The sequence below is a fragment of the Planotetraspora phitsanulokensis genome, assembly GCF_016863295.1.
In the GTDB taxonomy this organism is placed as follows: domain Bacteria; phylum Actinomycetota; class Actinomycetes; order Streptosporangiales; family Streptosporangiaceae; genus Planotetraspora; species Planotetraspora phitsanulokensis.
This window is the reverse complement of record NZ_BOOP01000008.1, coordinates 282,581-301,525: the sequence shown is the minus strand read 5'-3', so window position 1 is coordinate 301,525 and position 18,945 is coordinate 282,581. Positions and strand designations below refer to the sequence as shown.

The following is an 18,945-nucleotide window of genomic DNA, read 5'->3' as shown; positions in this document are numbered from 1 at the left end:
GCGTCAGCTGTCTCGAGAGTCTCTGTCGGTGGGACGCGCCCAGAACGGAGCGGCGTCGCCGGATCCCCGCCTGGTGTCGCCCCTGCTCTGCAGCCACAACGGCGGCGCGTCGGAGGACCTCGACCTGCTGGAGGACCCGTTGTCACGCGGAGGCGCCGGGCGGGAGCGGCCTCCCGAGCCTCCGGACGAGTCGGATCGGCGTGACGACGAGGAGGAGCCGCCGCCACCACCGCCGGACGATCGACCACCGCCTAAACCGCGTGAGCCGCTGGGTGCGGCGGGCCGGGAGGCCCAACCGCCCGAACGGCCGCTGAACCAGCCGCCGCCCCCACCGGAGCCCGATCTCGATCCCGACCCGGATCCGGAGCTCGGGACCGATCCGCCGCCGCCACCGCTGCTTCCGCCGCCGCGTGAGGGCGTGCTCGCCGGGGGACGCCCCGGACGCGCGGGCCGGGACGACCGGGGAGCGTCGGCGGGCCGGACGCCCGTGAGGTTGAGCGGCGGCGCCGAACCGGTGCGGGGAACCGTTCCCCCGGCCTTACGGCGCCCGGCGGCCTGCGGGTCGGTCTCCAGCGGCTCCGGCTGGGCGCCGGCCCTGGCACGGGCCTGACCCTGCGCCGTGGCCGCCCCTTCCTCACCGCGGACGCGTCCCTGCGCGACGGACGTCGCCGCCGCGGCGGCGGTGCCCGCTCCGGTCGCCATCGCGGCCGCGCCCATGACGGGCTCGGCCTTGCGCAGGCCCCACCGGGCGGCGCGCGTGGCCGCCACCGGCGGCAGGGCGTTGGCCGCGCGCGACAGCGTGGGTGCGGTCGCGGCGTCCCCGAGCATCCTGGTCGTGAGCGTGTGACCGTCCATCGAGGCGAACAGATGCTGGAACGGCCGTCTGTAGAAGAAGACGGCGATCGTCAGCAACGCCATGAACAGGATCTGCATCCCCCACGGCAGGTTGGTCGAGATGATCAGCGCGTAGCCGTACACCAGGACGCCCAGGACGAGGGCCAGCACGGCCTGGCGCAACAACGTGCCGACCAGCATCTCGACCCAGCGCATCGCGATGATGCGCCCGGAGCCCGGGTGCACGCCGATGAGCAGGAACACCGGCCCGAGCATCAGCAACAGCAGGAAGCCCACCTTGAGCACCAGCAGCGACACCGCCACCAGGAAGATGAGCAGGCCCGCGACCATCGCGGCGAGGAAGGCGCCGATGGCGATGCCGAGGCGGCTGGTCCAGTCCTTGCCCTGGAGGAGGAAGAACGTGGGGTTGTTCTCCAGCGGCTTGGCGACCTCCTCCTCGAACCGCTTCTGATGGGCGTCGCCGCTCGGCATCTGTTTGGCGGCCTGTTCGGAGGCGTCGATCGCCTGGATGTCGAGCAGCTTGGCGCCGAAGGCCTTGATGATCGGGGCGTTCGCGTCGGCGGTGCCGAACTCGCCCATCAGCCAGGGCTTGCACACGAGCGTGGACCACAGCGCGTCGGCGTTCTGGTCGACGCCCGGCGTCCCCTGCTGGCCGTACCCGCCGGGCTGGGCCTGCGCGGTGGTGTCGCCCTTGGCCGGCAGGCAGGACGCGCCGCCCGCTCCGGGCAGCCCCGAGAAGGCCGAGTTGACGATCTCTCCGGTCTTGTCGGTCACGGTCTTGCCGAGTGAGGTGAAGTCGCCCGGGCGGCTGAAGAACCACACGGCCGCGGTGACCGCGATGACCATCCAGACGACGCCCTCGGTCGTGGTGGTCGCCCGTTTGCGGATCAGGCCGTACCACATGAGCCAGATGGCGCCGAGGATGACGATCGGCCGCAGGTAGGGCCAGTACATCGCGTCGGCCAGGTTGGTGACGATCTCGTCGGCCACGTTCTTGATCGGCTGGAGCGGTCCTTCGGTGGCCGCGGCCTGGTAGGTGCTGATCGTCAGCCGGTCGACCGCCTTGGCCCAGGAGAAGACCGTGTTGGCCCAGGCGTTGCCGAGGACGGCCGTGACGTCCGAGCAGCCGAGGCCGTAGGTGTGCCAATACTGACCGGCCATGCCGTACCGGTCGTAGTTGGTGAGCGGCTCCCGGGGCGCCTGCGGCGCCACCGCTCCCGCCGTGCCGGCCGCGTCCGGCGGCGGAGGCTGCACCAGGCCGTCGACGCCGCCGCCCACGATCTCGGGGGCGAGTTCGGACGAGAGGTCACACGGCCCGGCCGCGCTCGCCGTGTCGGCGGGAAACGCGAACGGCATCATCACGAACGCCGCGAAGGCGACGAGGAGCAGGGCGAGTTTGCGCCGTACTCCGAATCGGACGCGACCGTTCCTGCGCAATCTCAAGACCGCACCTCCTGAGCGACCCCCGACCGGTCTGCGCCCCCGCTAAGACGATCATGCACGCTTTCGCCTGGTTTGTCGTGCGTCGGATTGGTATCGAGCCACTGAAGGAGTTCCTCCGAGACGAGGTCCACCCCGATACGGCCCGCCCTGCCGTCCAGGTCCCGGAAGATGCATTCGCCGTTGCCGAGCGACCGCAGGACGGCCTTGTGCTCCTCGGACGAGTCGACCCCGAGCAGTTCCATCACGTGCCCGACCTCGACCCGCTCGGAGGAGCGGAACGCGAAGACCGAGGAGAGGCAGTTGGTGACCTGCTCGTTGAGGAGGTCGCCCGCGTTCTGGGACACCAGGACCAGGGCCGTGTTGCGCGAGCGGCCCATCCGGGAGACCTCCGGCACCAGCTTGGCGCCCTCGGGCGTGGACGTGATCGCCCACGCCTCGTCGAGGAAGATCGCCTTGGGCGTGCGCCGGTCGAGCCCGTTCATCAGCCGCCGGGCGAACTGGGACACCAGATACAGCAGGGCCACCGACAGCCGCTGCTCGTAGGAGTAGTCGTCCCGCGTGGTCGTCACGTCGGGCAGCGTGAGACCGCCCAGCGTGAACACCGTGGTCCATCCCTCGGTGTCGATCTGGTCGCCGCCGAACGTGTCGAAGCAGAGCCGGGCGAGATGCATCTCGGACATCGACCGCAGCACGGCCCCGAGGTTCTTCGACGCCGGGTCCGCGGACTGCTCCAGATGGTCGACCACCTTGCCGAGCGACGGGTCCGGCTCGTTGGAGACCGCGGCCACCGCCTGGATCATCGCCGACTCGCGCTCCTCCGACATGCGGGGCAGCAGGAGCCGCAACGTCTCGGAGGCCATCGTCTTCTTCGCCGCGATGTCGTCACCGAACGAGAACGGGTCGAGCAGGCCGGGCGCGGCCGACCCCAGCGGAATGATCCGCGCCTTGCGGCCGCGCCGCTGGAGAAGCTGGACCAGCGACTCCGCGTCGCCCTTCGGGTCGATGACGGCGACGGTCACGCCGCGCAGGGCCATCTGGTAGATCAGCAGGAGCGCGAGCGTCGTCTTGCCGCCCCCGGGCTCGCCCGTGATCGCGATGGCGGTCGGGCGGTTCCTGGTGGCCGCGACCAGCGGGTCGAAGTGGACGATGCTGCGGGCCCGACCCAGGGTCTCCCCGATGTACGGCCCGACCCAGCCGGCGTTCGACTCCTCCACCCGGTCGCCCAGCTCCACGGTCGCCGTCGACATGCCGCCCGCGATCGTCCGGAGGGGCTGACGCTGGGCGTAGGCGTTGACCCGCACCTTCTCACCCGGCAGCGCCTCACAGAACAGCGAGAACTGGTCGCCGGTGGAGTTGACGACGTCGATGCCGATGTCGCGGTAGTGCTCGACGACCGCCTCGACCCGCTGAATGCAGATCTCCTCCGTGGGCGCGCTGACGCTCAGCCGGTGCCAGCCGTACACGAACGGGAGCCGCTCCTTGGTGATGCCGTGTTCCAGCATCCGCGCGGCGTCGATCTGCTCCGCCAGCGCGAGGGGCGCCTCCGCCCCCGCCTCGCGGATGTGGATGTCCATGTCGCGCGCGTGCGCCAGCTTCCTGGCCACGTCCTTGCTCGCGCGCACCGGCGAGATCAGCCGCATCCTGCTGGAGATCTCCACCGGGAACGGCAGCTGGTCGGCGAAGTGCAGCCACGGCTCGCCGTCGGGGAAGGCCATCAGGTCGGGGAACCGGGCGAAGGACAGGTGGGCGGTGAACGCCTCCCCCGACGTCTGCTCGAGCCGCAACAACGACCTGCCGTTGTGGATCTGTCCCTCGACCAGGGCCTCGATCTCGCCCTTGCCCCACCTGCGGCGCGGCGAAGCCGAAGCGGAGGGCTCGCCGAGCGCTCCCGAGGCGGCGTGCTGGAACAACCAGGCGATCTCCGTGGACGTGGCGTGCCGCGCGTAGAGGGCGCTGGAGGTCAGGGCCCGGCCGAGCCGTTCCGCCTGGCCCGTCCACCGCTCGATCTCGCGGTCGGGGACGTGGTCGTCCTCGATCCCGAGCGCACGCTCGCTGCGCTGGTAGAAGCCGAACAGCTGGGACAGCACCCCGCCGCCGATCTGGGCGCCGCGCGGGCCGAGCCGTACGCCGAGGTAGACCTCCTTGCTCCAGAAGTCCTTCGCCCAGACGTGGCGGTACATCTCCTCCAGGTAGTCCCGCCAGCCCGGGCCCTCGTCGGAGGTGGCGTTGAGCGCCATCGCCCATTCGGCCGCCGGATACGCCCGATGCGCGATGCGCAGATGCACCTCGGCGTCGGGCATCCTGATCGCGGCCAGGGCGATCGTGATGTTGGTGGCGAGGGCCTCCCGCTCCTCGGGGGTGAGGAACTCGTAGCTCACCGTCGGCAACCGGAAGTAGGCCCACGCCGCCGAGTCGGTGAGAAGGACCCGGTCGTCGAAGTACCGCACCGCGAGACGGCTGCGTGCCTGCTTGCTCATCGGTCGCTCACCGGCTTCCTCACGCGCCGCCCGCTCGTCGGGTTCGCTCCCGCGCTCATCGGTCGCTCACCGGCTTCCCCGCCCGCACCGGGCGCTCATCTGGCCACCTCCTGCTTCGCCTGGATCGTCGCCAAGCCGCTCACGATCACTCCGGCAAGTGCAACGTACGCCCTGCGGCCTCCGATCCGGAGGTGGTTGACGTCAACTGGTCCAGGACGCCCCGGAGCCAGCTCGTCCTCCCAGGGCACGCGGACGATGGCCCGGCAGCGGCCACTGGCCACGGCCTCGGCCTGCTCGACGTCCGGCATGCTCCGCCTGCTCACACCGTTGATCACCATGACGGCTCTGCGCCGGAGGTCGGCGACGCCGTGGCCGTCGAGCCACTCGTACGTCATGGCGATGGCGTCCGACGCGTCCGCACTCGCCGGCGCGACCAGCACCAGCTGATCGGTGTACGGCAGGAGCCGCGCGGCGAGCGCGGCGGCCGGGTCGACGACGACCAGACGGTAGTGCTGGTCCAGCGCGGTGAGCGTCCGGCGCCAGTCGTTCAGCAGAGCACGGTCGGACAGGCGCTGCTCGGCCCCCGCGTCGGTGTCTGCGCCGACCACCTCGAGTCCCGACTCGCAGCGCGTGGTGTAGGCGCGCATCCCGAGATAGCCGGACAGCGCGTGCGAGCCTTCGAGCAGCGAGCTCAGCGTCTCGGGCGACTCGGCCTGGATCCGGGTCGTCAGCGTGTTGTCCCCGGTGTTCGCGTCGAGGGCCAACACCCGGTCTTCCCGGTAGCGGGCGAGCGTGTGGCCGAGCATGAGCGCCGTGGTCGTCTGCCCGGCGCCGCCGGTGCACCCCAGCACCATGATCCGCCGGCTCGTGGTGAGCGGCGTGCGGGTCCGTGCCTCGTCGACCTCCATGCCGTCGGTACGGCTTCCGCCGACGACCACCTGGGCGATCCTGCGCCACCCACCGGAGGAGCCGCGCCCGACGACGGACTCCACGCGGCGGACTCTGGGCTCGTTCACCGGTGAGGACGGCAGGGCGGCGGGAGGAAGCACCGGAGTGGCGGGGCCGCTCGCCTGGGGAAGGGTGGGGACCCTCCGGATCGACACGCCTCTGCCCGCGCCAGGCGACGGGTTCGCGGGCGCCTGGGGAGATCCCGTGGAACGCTCGGCGGCCGGCTGGACGGCGGGCGTCTCGGCGACCGGCTGCGGAGCCGACCGTGCGGCGGGTGCCTCAGCCTGGGGCTGGACGGCGGGCGCCTCAGCAGGCGACTGCGCGGCGGGCGCCTCGGCGGCCTGCGTCCGACCGGCGAGAGGCAGGACGGGCGGAACAGCCGAGGTGGCGGGAGTAGGCGCCGGGGCGGTGGGGGCAGGGGGCTGGGCCGAACGGACCAGCCGCGGCGGCTGGCCCTTCCTGTGCTGCTCCCATGCCTCCCGCTGCCGATCGGAGGTGCTCGGGCCCGGCCGGCTCTCCCTGTCCGCCTCGGGTCGGACGGCCTGCCCGGGTTGAACGGCTTGCCCGGCGAGTTCGGTTTCCGACACCGGCTCCCCGAAGACGTTCTCCGAGGCGTCCTGTGCCGGCTCCTGAGCCGAGACCTGTACGGGCGCCTGTGCCGAGACCTGCGCGGGTGCCTGTGCGGGCGTCTGTGCCGCTCCTTGCTCCGGGCCCTGGACGGAAGTCTCGGTTGAGCTCTGGGTCTGTGACTCCCGGGCCGGCGACTCCTGGGCAGACTCCGCCGCAGGTTCGGGCAGCGCCGGTTCGCGCGTCGCCTCAGGAGAGGCGTCCTGTACGGGATCCGGCTCCGCGGCGGCATGGCGGGGCGGGTTGTGAACCTCATCCGGGCCGAGCTCCCGCGCGGGCTCCGGACTCGCGTGACGCGTCGGCCGGGGATCGGGTTCCGGCGCTGATTCGGGTGCGGACTCGGCGCTGGCCGCGAGCCTGCGCAGCCGCCGCAGCGCCTCGGTGCCGATGGGCGGCACGGGGGCGGCAGGCTCCTCGGCGGCCGGGCCGGACGGGGTCGCAGGTGACGCCGACGGCGGCGCAGGAGGCAGCGCGGGCGGCGTGGCCCGCTCCGGCAGCGCGACGCGGATCGGTGGGGGTTGCTTCTCGCCCGTGGAGGCGGGCGGCTTGGGCATGTAGAAGACCGGCTCGTCCGCAGCAACGCCCTTCACGGGCTCACCCGTCGTGGCCGGCTTCACGGCGGGCCTGCTCCACGCGTCGGACGGCGAGTCGCTGACCGGCGACGCGGCGGCCGCGGCGGCCGCCACCGCCGGATGCACGGTGGCGGACCGTCCCGTGGAGGCGGGTTGGCCGCCGGAGCCCGGCGGCAGCGTGCGGGGCGGGATCACGCGGTCAGGGGTCCACGGCTCGACGGACTTGCCTCTGCCCCTGTTCCCCCCGGCTCCGGCCCGGGCTCCTCTCGCCGCGGTCTCGGGCGTCCTCGTCCTGGGTGCGGTGCCACGCACCTTGTCTCTGCCGCGTGCCTTCGTCTCGGCGCCGCCGCCCTTCGCCGCGGCGCTCCGCTTCTTGGTCGTCGCGTCCTGGGTCGCGGGCTCCGTCACCACGGCTTTGCGCGCCGCCTTGACGCGGACCGGCGCGCTCGACGGAGCGGTCCGCCAGACGCGAGCGGTCAATGTGATCGTCTCCGGCTCCGCGGCCGGTGCCATCCGGCACCAGATGCGCGGCTCCGCCACGTAGCGCAGCTGCGACTGAAGCACCTCGGTGAGGCGCTTGCCCTCGATGACCGGACGGGTGGACAACCAGGTGATGACTCCCGGCGGCACCAGGTAGACCACGTGCCAGGGCGCCGCGAACGGCACTCCGACGAGCCAGAGGAAGAGCCACCAGGGGACCAGGACTCCCACGAACACACCGATCCAGACGATCGGAAGAGGCATGGGCAGCCGCAGGTCGTACAGCTTGTAAAGCCGCTTCTCAATTCGCCAGATATTCGTGTATGTGGGGAGATCCACCCGATCCTCCTCTCCGCCGGATCACTTGATCCCGAGTGCGCCCGCGATCGCCTTCGCCGTCACCTCGATGATGTTGGGCACATAGAAGATCACACCGATCGCGATCGCCAGAATGATGAACTGCACGAACCTGGTGATCTCACGGGTGAAGAGGAAGAAAAGCGCCACGATCGAGACGACCACGAGGAACAGCGGCGCGAAGAAGGTGCGGAGGAAGTCCGCCAGGCCTTCGGTGTTGATTCCCCCTGCCGGGGGCTGCGAGGGCGCGGCCAGTTCCAACGAACTGTCCACGATGGTCTTCAGAATCAATTCTCGCCCTCCCGGGGGTATGGATCAGCGATGTCACGGCCGGGCATGCGCTACCCCACGGACCGGCCCGCGCCCTGGACCTGCTGGACGAACCACTTGCCGCCCTGCTTCTCCATGGTCAGTCGGTAGGCCTGCTCGAGGCCGCCGGGCTGGACGGCCGGGTCGTTCTGCCCGGAGGTCGAGACGGCGTCCGTCCCGTTCGACGAGACGGCCCACACGACCACAGCGGTGACCACCCTGGTGTTCGCCTCACCTTCCGGCACGACGAGGTCCTTGAGCTGAGCCAGGGTGAACTCCCCGTTGAAGCCCTCGATCGAATCGCCGCTCGCGACATACCGCTGCAGATCGACCTGGTTGCCCGCCGCGAACGCCTTGAAGAAGCCCTCGACCTGCGGACGGAGTTCCGCTTCCGTCGCCGAGTCCCGCGACGGGCCGGAGACCTGGGGGAACCCCGGCAGGGCGGGAGCGGGCAACAGTCCGGGCTGGCCCGACACGACGAAACGACCGTCCTCGTTGTAGATCGGAACCGACAGCAGCCCGCGGTATCCGCTGGTCTGATAGGCGACCGTGACGACGGCGTCGTGCTCGTCGTTCACCTGAATGCCAGAGAACTGAAACGCGCCGGCCGTCATACGCCCATAACCGTTCCAGCCGAACTGCTCGTCCGCCCCATCGGGCAGAAAAGCCTTCAGCCGTTCCGCTCTTTGTTGCGCGTTGGTGGCGTCGTAATTCAAATAGACGGCGGCGAACTGATTGGCGAATGCGGCGGCCTGGGTCACGGGGAAATTGAAATCATTCGACGTCGAGTTCGCCTGCGACTGCGGCGCGGCGCCGTTCTGAGTCAGCCGCTCGAATGGCGCGCGGACGCCGTTGACGACGATCACGATGATGAGCGCCCAGAGGACTACGCGTCCCGCCCACACGAGCCAGCGGCCCCCGCCGCCGCCCCAGCCTCCGCGCCGGGAGGAGGTCCCACGCGATGCCGTCACCCGATCAGGGCCCTCCAGAGGGTACGACTCGGGGTCGCCAGCGATCCGCGGATCCTGCTGGACGGTTGACCTGCGAGCCATCACGCCTCCGCTCGCGCCGATCCCCCCGGCTGGCGCGGTGTCGTCTTACTCTCGATCTGGTTAGCCGCATTGAAGTATTCACCCTAGCGGTCTCGCCAATTCTTCCAGGAAAGCCACGCCCATGGTGCAAGCATCGCCGTGACCGAGCAAACCAGGTCTACTTTCCGATGAGACGACCCCACGCCTGACCGCTCCGCGGGAAAGCACGTTACGCCTGGCCAGCGCGGACATCGATTACCTAACCGCCACGTATTGCTGTCTTCGCAGCTCAGAGACGTATCGACGCAGACGTTGCACCCGGACTCCCACCGCCGTCCGGCCGGCCCGGGCATGAGCGCGTCCCGGGGACGCGCGGCCCTCCGGCCGTATGTCCGGTGGCCGTTCGTTGCCCAAAGTTCACGGTGTCTTGTGCCCGCCCGCGCCCCGACGGTGTGGGCACGGCCGTGAGCGCGGGCGGCCTGGCACAGGGAGCTCTCCCTCGGTTGCGGCCCCCAGGGCGTCCTTCGCGACATTCCGGGTCCGCCAGGCGGCCGACACGCGCTCGACCAGGTCACACCGACCTGGGTCGGGACATTTCCCCGCCCGCGGTCGACCTAGGATGCGACGGTGCGAATTTCCGTGTCGGTCCCCCACGACGAGAAACTGCTGCGTCGGACAGTCAAGTTCCTCCTCCGTCCGCAGCTGAAATTCATCCGCATCATGGGTGGAGTACTGGTCGTCCTCGGCCTCGTCCTGGTGGCAATGGATCCCTCGGACCCGATCGCCCACCTGGCCATGATCCTCGGACTGCTGTTCGTGGTCGCGGTCGCACCGATCGCGGTGGCCCGGTCGATGCGGGGGGTGCCCGACGTCCTCAAGCACGGATTTCACGTGACTCTGGACGACGAGTGGGCCATCGTGACCTACCCGCTCGCCGAGTCGCGGTTCCGGTGGGCCGGCCTCGGTCGCGTCGTCGAGACCCCCGAGGTCTGGTACATCATGTTCGGCAAGTACCAGGCCGTCACGATCCCGAAGGGCCCGATGACCGAGGAGCAGCGGGAGGAGTTCGCCGCGTTCGTCGGCCGGTTGCAGCACACCCGAGGGTGACCGCGGCCCCGTCGAACCGAGGCCGGAGCACCGATCTCCCCATCCGGATCCGGTTCCCCGACGGTGATGTCACGGACGACAGAAGGGTGGACTCGCGCCATGACGACACTGCCGCCTCGCATCCTTCGGGCACTCGACCGGTTCCATGCGGCTCACCCCTGGGACCACAACGCCCACTACCACCGATGGATCCTGCGGCAGCTCCCAAGAAGCCTCGACAGCGCTCTGGACGTCGGATGCGGCAGCGGTGACCTGGCCAGGCTCCTGACCTCGCGAGCCAGGACGGTGCACGGTGTGGACGTGGACCCCGCGATCGTCACCCGGGCGCGGGAGCTCACGCCGCCGGCCGTCCCGGTGACCTTCACCGTCGCAGACGCGCTGCGCGAGATGCCGCCCGGCCCCCACGACGTCATCACCTGTGTCGCCACCATCCACCACATGCCGTTCAGCGATGCTCTCACCGTCTTCCGCCGGCACCTAGCGCCCGGCGGGACCCTGGTCGTCGTCGGTCTCGCCCAGGCACAGACTCCCGGCGATCACCTGCTCGGCGCCGCCGCCATTCCGTCGAATGTCGCCATGGCCTGGATCAAGAACAAGGGCCGCAGCGCACCGCGGCCGGACTCGATGACCGCCCCGACCCGACCGGCGACCATGAGCTTCCCCGACATCGTTCGCGAGGCCCGCAGCGTGCTACCTGGTGCACGGCTGCGCCGACGGCTGTTCTGGCGCTACACCCTGGTCTGGCGCCGGCGCTGAACCATCAGCGGCTCAGCCGACCTCGGCGTGGAGCTCGCAGCGCCGGCGTGTAACTACCGCCCCTCGGCCGACGGATCAGAAGAAGCCTGGTCGTCGGGTGTGCCCCGGAACGAGCACCGCCCGCGCGTCCATTCCCGGAGCTTTTCGTCGACTTCCGCCAGTGATACGCCATGGACCCGGTGGAGGTTGATGGCCACCGGCGTACCGAACGCCAACTCGTGCGAAAGCATGTCGACATCGACGTGCTCACCATCCGCAGCGGCGGCCCGGGCCAGTTTCTCAGCGACCTCCCGGGCGCGGTCCGGGGAGACAGGCCTCACGTAGATCGAGGCGGGCACCGCCTCCATGACGGCGGCAGGGTGAAGGTCGACGCACCAGAAAAGATGTCCGTCGCCATCCGGCCGGTAGCCGCAACCCTCAACCAGGCCCCACGGAACGTTGAGCGGAAACGTGCCGGTGAAGGCGCTGCTGTAGTCCAGGCCCGCAGGAGTCAGCCGCATCGCCGGCACCCCCCGCCGCCGCCAATATGCCCAATTCATGAGGAGCTCCACGTGGCCGACTACCACCCACAACACCAGCAGGAGAAGCAGACCTCCCACCGAGTAGGCCAAGCCGAGGGCGAATCCGTGAAGATGCCGTGAGACCCACCAGAGCGCCAGGCACCCGCTGGCGAGGACAGCCACGGTCAGACTGAGGATCACGACGCTCGGGAACGGCCGGTCCTTGCCGGTGATCAGCAGGTACTCCTCGCCGGGCGGGCTCGTCTCCATTCACCCTCCATCCGGCACACGATCCTCGACCCTTCCCGCACCCGTTCGCGCAGTGCGACCGGTGCCGAGCGTCTCAGGCCCTTTATCTCACGACGACACAGGCCGAAAAAGATCGCGCCACGCGGGCTGGGGATACGCCACGACCGCGACTGCACCGACCACTACGGAGTCGGCTGCGCAGCCGGGACAGGCGGGGACAGGCCCAAGCGGGAGGCCGGACAGTGATGCCCGAGTGCGACTCCCCGCGTGAGCGGTTCACTGTCAGAGGCCGAACATCGGCCGACAAGCCGCCATCCCGTCCACCCTCACCGCGGCCCGCTTCTCCTGAGTCCACTTTTCCCGGGTAAGCCGTAGGCGGTCCGAGACGACGGCTTCGTCGCCGCGGGCATCAACGGAGATGCCGTCGTGCTCATAGCCGAGCTTGCGGGACACGCCCTGAGAGGCGTGGTTGTCCTGGAACGCCTCGGAGCGTGCGGCACGTGCGCCGAGGTGGTCGAAGGCCAGTGTCAGCAGGCCGATCCGAGCCTCGGTTCCGTAGCCCTTGCCCTGGTGTTCGATTCCCAGCCATGCGGATGTCGTGACCTCCCGAACGACCGGGAAGTCACGCGCTCGAAGCGTGACCATGCCAAGCGGGTGTCCCTGATGAAAGACCCCCAGCCCGAGCCGCCACGCTGCCACGCTCCAGTCTCCAAGCCGGCCCCAATGTGCCTGCAGAACGAACCGGGCCCGATCCTCGGGGCTGCCGTCGGGCCAAGGCGTCAGGAACGGACGCTCGTCCGCGCGGTGCACGCCCCTGCCGGCGAGGTGAGCAAGCTCAGCCAGTTCCTCTTCACGAGGCAGACGAAGCTCGAGTCGAGGGGTGAAAATGGTCAGACCGTACTGGGGCCATAGATCAGCAAGCATGGACGCGATCCTGACGATCAAGCCCATCGCCGCGCCACTGGTTTGCTGAGACGGCGCTGTCATCGGCACGAGCGGGCAGGGCGACATGACGGGCGGTCCGCGCAGAGCTTGGGCGGTCAGCGGTGACCTGTGCCCCGTACGCACCCCAGCGGGCTGCTGGTAGCGAGCAGGGAGAGGTAAGTAAGATCACAACTCGGTGCTTAGCGCCCCTAACGGGACGAGGTGAACGTGATCGCGGAAGACACCCAGCAGACCGACACGGGGCGCAGGGGCAAGAAGGGTTCGTTCTTCTTGGAACTTCCCGGCCTCGTCGTCATCGCCCTGGTTCTGGCGTTGCTGATCAAGTCGTTCGTGGTCCAGGCGTTCTACATCCCATCGGGGTCGATGGAGAACACTCTCCTCGTCAACGATCGCGTCCTGGTGAACAAGCTTGTCTACCGCGTCCGGGACATCGAACGCGGCGACATCATCGTCTTCTCCGGTGTCGACTCCTGGGACCCCGAGATCGAGTACGAGGACCCCGGCAACCCGATCGGTCGTGCATTCCACTGGATGGGCGTTCAATTCGGCATCGTTCCCGGTGACACGGACTACATCAAACGCGTCATCGGCATACCGGGCGACACAGTGAAGTGCTGCGACTCCAAGGGGCGGGTCACTGTCAACGGCACCGCGATCGACGAACCCTACGTGCATCCCGGCGATGTCCCCTCCGATCAGACCTTCGAGATCACCGTGCCGAAGGACCGCCTGTGGGTCATGGGCGACCACCGATCCGATTCATACGACTCCAGGCGTCACACGGAGGACCCGGGCGGCGGCACGATCCCCATCGAGAAGGTGATCGGACGTGCCTTCGCCATTGTCTGGCCATTTGATCGTGCAACGGTGCTCCCGATTCCCGCCACGTTCGCTCAGCCGGCCCTGCACGCCAAATCCTGAGGCCCCACCGGCTTATCGCCGACCGAACGGCACGAGCCTGCTGCGGCGGAAGCCGGCGACCGTACGGGCCTGCAACGGGCAGCCATCTTCTTCTTCACGGAGTGATTGTCTGGGTGCGTGGGGCTCGCAAGCTCGCGTACGCCCGACTGTCCGTCCCGTCCGCCATCGACCCGGACCGCGAGGCGGCAGCGGGCCGGTGACGGACGTACAAGCCCGGCTCGACGTGTCCCTTCGCCTGTGAACCTTCCACGGTGAGGGGACGCCAACGGTCACAGCCGGGCTTGCGGCGGACGAGGTGGGCTGCTGGGCTCGCCTGGGGGCGATGTGCCCCAGGACGACAACCCGAACGTCTGACCTGTGCGGACGGGGCCGTTTTAGACGTTGAAGCGGAACTCCACCACGTCGCCGTCGCGCATGACGTAGTCCTTGCCCTCGATCCGGGCCCGGCCGGCGGACCTGGCGGCGGTCATCGACCCCGCCTCGACCAGGTCGTCGAACGAGACCACCTCGGCCTTGATGAAGCCGCGCTGGAAGTCGGTGTGGATGACGCCCGCCGCCTCGGGCGCCGTCGCGCCCTTGCGGATCGTCCAGGCCCTGGCCTCCTTGGGCCCGGCGGTCAGGTAGGTCTGCAGGCCGAGCGTCTCGAAGCCGACCCTGGCCAGCTGGGACAGGCCGGACTCCTCCTGGCCGACGGACTGCAGCAGCTCCAGAGCCTCGTCGTCGGGCAGCTCGACGAGCTCGGACTCGATCTTGGCATCGAGGAAGACCGCCTCCGCGGGGGCGACGATCGCCGAGAGCTTCGCCCGCAGGTCGTCGTCCGTCAGCTCGTCCGCGTCGAGGTTGAACACGTACAGGAACGGCTTGGCCGTCAGCAGGTGCAGCTCGCGCAGGTCGGCGAGGTCGATCCCGGCCGCCTTCCCCCCGGCGTACAGCGTCGTCCCGGTGTCGAGCAGCTTCGCCGCGGCCTCTGCGGCCTCCAGCAGGATCTTGCGGTCCTTGTTGTTCCGCGCCTCCTTCTGGAGCCGCGGGACCGCCTTCTCGATCGTCTGGAGGTCGGCGAGGATCAGCTCGGTGTTGATCGTCTCGATGTCACGCGCGGGCGAGACGTCGCCGTCGACGTGGGTGACGTCGGGGTCGCTGAAGACCCGGATGACCTGGCAGATCGCATCGGTCTCGCGGATGTTGGCGAGGAACTGGTTGCCCCTGCCCTGCCCCTCGGAGGCGCCCTTGACCAGGCCCGCGATGTCGACGAACTCGACCTTGGCGGGCAGGATCCGCACGGAGTCGTAGATCTCCGCCAACCTGCCCAGCCGCGAGTCGGGCACGCCCACGATGCCCACGTTGGGCTCGATGGTGGCGAACGGATAGTTCGCCGCCAGGGCGTTGCCGCTCTTGGTCAGGGCGTTGAAAAGCGTGGACTTGCCGACGTTGGGCAGGCCGACGATGCCGATGCTCAGGCTCACGTTCGCCGAGTTTACGGGCCTCCGCCGGTGAGCAGGACATCAGCGCTTCAGCGCGCCCGCGGGCGCGCCCGGATGCGCGCGCCTCCACGTCATGGAAGGGACAACCTGGGATCATCCAGACCGTGGATGTCGTGGCTCTCGCACTCTGGCTGGCCGTGGGGCTCCTCGCCGGACTCGTGGTCGGTTTCACGCTCGGGCGGAGCCGGACGGCGCGTGAGACCGCCGAATCCGCCGTCAGGCTGGCCGAGGCCCAGGCCCGGGCGCAGGCGGCCGAGGAGCGGATCGCCTACGTCGAGGCCCAGCTTCCCGAGAAGTTCCAGGCCCTGTCGGCACGGGCGCTCGACGTCGCCAACCTCCGCTTCCTCGAGCTCGCGGAGAACCGGCTCAACACCACCCGGGCCGAGGCCGCCGGCGACCTCGATCAGCGGCGCCAGGCCGTAGAGGGCCTCGTCGCGCCGCTCAGGGAGACGCTGGCGAGGGTCGAGGAACAGCTCAGGGAGACCGAGTCGGGATCGCGGGCCGCCCGCGCCGAGCTGAGCAAGCAGATGGAGTTCGTCAGATCGAGCTCGGAGCAGCTCAAGACGCAGACCACGGCCCTCGTGCGGGCTCTTCAGCGGCCCGAGGCTCGCGGCCGCTGGGGAGAGCTTCAGCTGCGCCGCGTCGCCGAGATCGCCGGCATGGCCCGGTTCTGCGACTTCGACGAGCAGGTGAGCGCCGCGACCCGGGACGGGCTCGTCCGCCCCGACATGGTCGTACGGCTCAGCGGCGGCAAGAACATCATCGTCGACTCCAAGGTGTCCCTGGCGGCCTATCTGGAGGCCGCCGAGGCGATCGACCCCGATCTGGTCTCGGCACGGCTCGACGCGCACGCCCGCCACCTGCGCGAGCACGTGGACCGGCTGGCCGCCAAGACCTACTGGCAGGCGTTCAGCCCTTCACCCGAGTTCATGGTGCTGTTCATCCCCGGAGAGGCCTTCCTCGCGCCCGCGCTGGAGCGCGACCCCGCGCTGCTCGAGTACGCGATGAAACGGCGCGTGCACATCGCGACCCCCACGACGCTGATCACGATGCTGCGCACCGCCCAGTACGCCTGGCAGCAGGCGGCGCTGAGCGACAACGCCCGGGCGGTCTTCGACCTCGGCAAGGAGCTGTACGAGCGACTGGGCAACCTCGGCCGGCACGTCGACGGCATGGGCAAGGCCCTGTCGAGGGCGGTCGTCGCCTACAACCAGACCGTGGGGTCGCTGGAGAACCGCGTACTCGTCAGCGCGCGCAAGATGAACGACCTCGGCCTCGTGAGCACTCCACTCAATTCGCCCGAACTCGTCGAGGAGGTCCCCCGGCTCGTCGGGATACCGGAAGTGGATGGTGAAGAGCAGGTAAGCCACCCTCCATTCCCGCGCCAGAACGGTAAATTGACGCGAGACTTGTCGTAAGGGGGGCTCATGACAGGCACCGATCAGGCAAGGCTCAAGCTCACGGCGCGTGGCGCCGTCGCTCTGCTCTTCATCGTCACGCTCCTGGGGCAGATCGTCTCCCTCCCCGGACCGGCGTTCGTCGCCGGCTGCATAGGGGCCGCCCTCCTCGTCCAGCCCCGCGACCTGCTGCCGATGGTCGTCACCCCGCCGCTGGTCTTCTTCGCGGCCACGACGTTCATCGAGATCATCCGGTCGATCGGGGCCGACTCGATGCTGCAGACGCTCGGCCTCGGCCTGTTCACCGCGTTCTCGTCGGGAGCGCCCTGGCTGTTCGGCGGCTCGGCCCTGGCGCTGGGCATCGCATGGCCACGGGGCCTGCCCGACAACGTCCGCGATCTCCGGCACGACCTCGCCGCCAAGACCCCCGGCATCCCCAAGCAGCGGGAGAGCAGCGAGGGGACCTACGCGCCCGAGCCGGAGGGCTACTTCGAGCCCCGCGTGTACGGCAAGGCGAGCGACGACTGAGCCGGCCCAGGACAGGGCCCGGGATCAGGCGGAGCGCAGATCGCGCCGCAGCTCGTGCGGCAGGGCGAACCGCATGCTCTCCTTGACCGACTCGACCTCCTGCACGTCGATGTAGCCGGACTCCGCGAGCCGCGCCAGCACGCCGTCCACCAGCTCCTCGGGGACGGACGCACCGCTCGTGACGCCGACGGTGGTCACGCCGTCGAGCCACTCCTCCTTGACGAACGAGGCGTCGTCCACGAGGTAGGAGGCGCCGGCGCCGTAGTCCTTGGCCACCTCGACCAGGCGCTTGGAGTTGGAGGAGTTGGTGGAGCCGACCACGATGACCAGCTCGGACTCGGCCGCGATCTCCTTGACGGCCGTCTGCCGGTTCGACGTGGCGTAGCAGATGTCGTCGCTCGGCGGGTCGATCAGGTTGGGGAAGCGACCGCGCAGCCGGGAGACGGTCTCCTCGGTCTCGTCGACCGACAAGGTCGTCTGGGAGAGCCAGACCACCTTCTCCGGGTCGCGGACCTGGACGCTCTCCACGCCGTCGAGCCCGTCGACGAGTTGGATGTGCTGCGGCGCCTCTCCCGCGGTCCCCTCGACCTCCTCGTGGCCCTCGTGGCCGATGAGCAGGATGTCGTAGTCCTTGGCGGCGAACCGCTTCGCCTCGTTGTGGACCTTGGTCACCAGCGGGCAGGTCGCGTCGATCGTCTTGAGGCCGCGTGCGGCGGCCTCGTCGTGGACGCTGGGCGCGACGCCGTGGGCCGAGAACACCACGATCGCGCCCTCGGGCACCTGCTCGGTGTCCTCGACGAACACCGCGCCTCTGGCCTCGAGCCGCTTCACCACGTGGGTGTTGTGCACGATCTGCTTGCGGACGTAGACGGGGGCACCGTACTGGTCGAGCGCCCGCTCGACCGCCTCGACGGCGCGGTCCACTCCCGCGCAGTAACCGCGCGGTTTGGCGAGCAGGACACGGCGGGCCCGAGGGGTCTCTGAATCCATGTTCCTATGCTATGTGGAACGCCAGCCACCTCTTGACTCCGGTCTTGCGAGACTGGACGTCCACTGAAATATCTCCCCAGGAGCAGCGATGTCCGTCCTTAGAACCATCACGAAACCACTGCGCGACGCTCTACATCGCCGCGACCAGCTCCGCGACAAGGCCAAGGACCTGCCCGTAAACGTTCTCCAGAGCGCTCTGAGCAGCGTCGGGCACGCGCTGCTCCTCAGTGATCGCCTCAGGTCGACGCTCAAGCGGATGACGACGTCCGAGGAGAAGGAGACGGCCGAGACCCCGAGCACCGCGACCGCCGAGCCCTCGGCCGCGCGCGAGGAAGCCGCCGCCCAGGCCGAGGAGCCCAGGCCCGCTCGCCGCGAGCCGGTGATCTACGCGCCGCGGCAGGAGAAGGCCGAGACTCCGTCCACCGAGGCCCAGAAGCCGGCGGCGGCCGAGCCCGCGGCACCGGTGGCCGAGGCCGCCCCGACCGTGGCCGAGACCGAGCCGGAGGCCGCGGCGAAGGCCGAGCCGGCCGTAGCCGAGGCCGAGCCCGCCGTGGCGGAGGCCAAGCCCGAGGCTCCCGCCGAGGCACCGGCGAAGGCCGAGACCCCGGTGAAGGCCGAGGCCGCCCCCAAGACGACGGCCAAGCGGGCCCCCAGGACCGGCGCCGCAGCGGGGACCAGGACCGCCACCAAGACGGCCGCGAAGACCGGGGCCGCGGCCAAGACCACGGCGAAGAGCGCCGCGAAGACCGTGGAGAAGACCGCGACGGACACCGGAGTGGACACCACGGCGGAGCCGCTGCCCGGCTACGGTGAACTGACGATCGCGTCACTTCGCGCGAGGCTCCGGGGCCAGTCGATCGACCAGATCCGGAACCTGCTCGCCTACGAGAAGGCCAACGCGGCCCGCGCCGACGTCGTCCGTCTGTACGAGAACCGCCTGGCCAAGCTCGAAGCCCAGCCCTAGGAGCACAT

The 18,945-nt window shown here is 69.7% G+C and carries 15 protein-coding genes; 6 read left to right on the top strand and 9 right to left on the bottom strand.

The window, feature by feature from the left end; genetic code table 11:
* Nucleotides 1-3: 3 nt before the first annotated feature.
* The 5 genes from Pph01_RS11235 to Pph01_RS11215 all read right to left on the bottom strand — a co-directional run bounded on the left by Pph01_RS11235 (nt 4) and on the right by Pph01_RS11215 (nt 9,120).
* Nucleotides 4-2,298, bottom strand: coding sequence for a TrbL/VirB6 family protein (locus Pph01_RS11235; RefSeq protein ID WP_204072958.1), 2,295 nt, complete (start codon nt 2,296-2,298; stop codon nt 4-6).
* Nucleotides 2,295-4,775, bottom strand: coding sequence for an ATP-binding protein (locus Pph01_RS11230; RefSeq protein WP_204072957.1), 2,481 nt, complete (start codon nt 4,773-4,775; stop codon nt 2,295-2,297). The genes Pph01_RS11235 and Pph01_RS11230 overlap by 4 nt, the downstream gene beginning before the upstream one ends.
* 95 nt (nt 4,776-4,870) lie before the next feature.
* Nucleotides 4,871-7,741: a TcpE family conjugal transfer membrane protein gene (locus Pph01_RS11225; RefSeq protein ID WP_204072956.1), complete on the bottom strand. Its 2,871-nt coding sequence runs from the start codon at nt 7,739-7,741 to the stop codon at nt 4,871-4,873.
* 21 nt (nt 7,742-7,762) lie between these two features.
* A complete protein-coding gene (locus Pph01_RS11220) occupies nt 7,763-8,032 on the bottom strand; it encodes a hypothetical protein (RefSeq protein ID WP_239116598.1) in 270 nt (89 codons plus the stop codon).
* Between the two features lie 68 nt (nt 8,033-8,100).
* Nucleotides 8,101-9,120 carry a conjugal transfer protein gene (locus Pph01_RS11215; protein WP_204072954.1) on the bottom strand — a complete coding sequence of 340 codons (1,020 nt, stop codon included), beginning with the start codon at nt 9,118-9,120 and terminating at the stop codon, nt 8,101-8,103.
* Nucleotides 9,121-9,726: 606 nt separating this feature from the next.
* Between Pph01_RS11215 and Pph01_RS11210 the strand changes: the two genes are divergently transcribed.
* Together Pph01_RS11210 and Pph01_RS11205 are read left to right on the top strand one after the other, a co-directional pair.
* The gene (locus Pph01_RS11210) at nt 9,727-10,206 is read left to right on the top strand and encodes a YcxB family protein (protein ID WP_204072953.1); all 480 of its coding nucleotides are present in this window, start codon (nt 9,727-9,729) and stop codon (nt 10,204-10,206) included.
* A gap of 99 nt (nt 10,207-10,305) precedes the next feature.
* Complete coding sequence (locus tag Pph01_RS11205) at nt 10,306-10,962, top strand: class I SAM-dependent methyltransferase (protein WP_204072952.1); 657 nt, start codon at nt 10,306-10,308, stop codon at nt 10,960-10,962.
* A gap of 53 nt (nt 10,963-11,015) precedes the next feature.
* Here the strand turns inward: Pph01_RS11205 and Pph01_RS11200 are convergent, their stop codons facing one another.
* A complete protein-coding gene (locus Pph01_RS11200; protein WP_204072951.1) occupies nt 11,016-11,732 on the bottom strand; it encodes a hypothetical protein in 717 nt (238 codons plus the stop codon).
* A 261-nt stretch (nt 11,733-11,993) separates the two neighbouring features.
* Nucleotides 11,994-12,698 (bottom strand): GNAT family N-acetyltransferase, encoded by a 705-nt coding sequence (locus tag Pph01_RS11195; RefSeq protein ID WP_204072950.1) that lies wholly within the window; start codon nt 12,696-12,698, stop codon nt 11,994-11,996.
* A 165-nt stretch (nt 12,699-12,863) separates the two neighbouring features.
* On the opposite strand from Pph01_RS11195, the gene lepB reads away from it, so the two are divergent.
* Nucleotides 12,864-13,577: a signal peptidase I gene (gene lepB, locus Pph01_RS11190; protein ID WP_239116597.1), complete on the top strand. Its 714-nt coding sequence runs from the start codon at nt 12,864-12,866 to the stop codon at nt 13,575-13,577.
* A 374-nt stretch (nt 13,578-13,951) separates the two neighbouring features.
* Here the strand turns inward: lepB and ychF are convergent, their stop codons facing one another.
* Complete coding sequence (gene ychF / locus Pph01_RS11185) at nt 13,952-15,040, bottom strand: redox-regulated ATPase YchF (protein WP_204072948.1); 1,089 nt, start codon at nt 15,038-15,040, stop codon at nt 13,952-13,954.
* Between the two features lie 122 nt (nt 15,041-15,162).
* Between ychF and Pph01_RS11180 the strand changes: the two genes are divergently transcribed.
* Both Pph01_RS11180 and Pph01_RS11175 read left to right on the top strand, forming a co-directional pair.
* Complete coding sequence (locus Pph01_RS11180) at nt 15,163-16,476, top strand: DNA recombination protein RmuC (protein WP_204072947.1); 1,314 nt, start codon at nt 15,163-15,165, stop codon at nt 16,474-16,476.
* Between the two features lie 9 nt (nt 16,477-16,485).
* Entirely contained in the window at nt 16,486-16,983 is a 498-nt protein-coding gene (locus Pph01_RS11175; RefSeq protein ID WP_204072946.1) for a DUF6542 domain-containing protein, read from the top strand.
* A 24-nt stretch (nt 16,984-17,007) separates the two neighbouring features.
* Here Pph01_RS11175 and Pph01_RS11170 read toward each other — a convergent pair whose 3' ends face one another.
* Nucleotides 17,008-17,973, bottom strand: a complete 966-nt coding sequence (locus Pph01_RS11170) for a 4-hydroxy-3-methylbut-2-enyl diphosphate reductase (RefSeq protein WP_204072945.1) — start codon at nt 17,971-17,973, stop codon at nt 17,008-17,010.
* An 88-nt stretch (nt 17,974-18,061) separates the two neighbouring features.
* Here Pph01_RS11170 and Pph01_RS11165 point away from each other — a divergent pair, with 88 nt between their 5' ends.
* Nucleotides 18,062-18,937, top strand: a complete 876-nt coding sequence (locus tag Pph01_RS11165) for a DUF8129 domain-containing protein (protein WP_204072944.1) — start codon at nt 18,062-18,064, stop codon at nt 18,935-18,937.
* The last annotated feature ends 8 nt before the right edge of the window (nt 18,938-18,945 follow it).